At 67.1% G+C, this 870-nt stretch carries 1 protein-coding gene; it reads left to right on the forward strand.

Annotated features, from left to right (window positions below; translation table 11 throughout):
- Positions 1 to 642 (forward strand): MFS transporter (locus HUK84_RS20480; protein ID WP_218064487.1); only part of this gene is annotated, 642 nt, incomplete at its 5' end.
- Between the last annotated feature and the right edge of the window lie 228 nt (positions 643 to 870).

The raw sequence follows: 870 nt of genomic DNA on the forward strand, positions 1-870 counted from the left end.
GACTCGGCGGGCACCGCGCTGGCCAGCCTGCTGGGGCAGCGGCGGCAGATCCTGACCGGCATGGGGCTGGTCGCGGCCAGCACGGTGTCGTTCTATATCATCTATGCCTATGTCGTGACCTATGCCACGACGATTTTGCACCTGCCGATGGCCCATTCCTATCAGGTGCAACTGGTCGCGGCGGGCGCGATGGTGCTGGTGGTGCCGTTCAGCGGCTATCTGTCCGACCTGTATGACAGGCGGACGATCATGACGGCGTCGCTGCTGCTTTATGCCGTCATGACCCTGCCGCTCTATGCCTGGCTGGTGGCCGCGCCGTCGATCGCCCGCCTGGTGGTGGTGCAGATCGCGCTGTCGGTCACCAGCGGCATGTTCCTGGGCACCTACTGCACCTTTCTGGTCGAGCTGGTGTCGCGCGAGGCGCGGGCGACGGCGCTGGCGGTGATGAACAATGTGGTGGTGCTGCTGGTCGGCGGCTTTGCGCAGTTCATCGTCACCTGGCTGGTCCGGGTGTCGGGGCTGAAGATCGCGCCGTCCTTCTTCGTGCTGGGCGGGGTGCTGATGGGATTGGCGGCGCTGGCCAGCCTGCCCGCGCGGCGGCCACGGACGCATGGCGCCGGATGTGCCCGTTCGGGCGCGTGACGGGCGAGCCGTGATCCGGACCGCGTCCCGGTAGCGGGAACGCGCTCTGGGGCATGCGCTGGCCGGAACGTTAAAATGTTACGATATAACAACAAAATGACCTTGTTCGTGATGCAGGAGAGAGCGATGCGCAAAGACCAGTTGCTGGCCACCACGATTGCGGCCACCCTTGTGACCACCGCCGCCCTGGCGCCGGCCGGGCCGGCCCGGGGGGCGGGCCAGCCCCCG

Source organism: Nguyenibacter vanlangensis, from assembly GCF_013376155.1.
Taxonomy (GTDB): Bacteria; Pseudomonadota; Alphaproteobacteria; order Acetobacterales; family Acetobacteraceae; genus Gluconacetobacter; species Gluconacetobacter vanlangensis.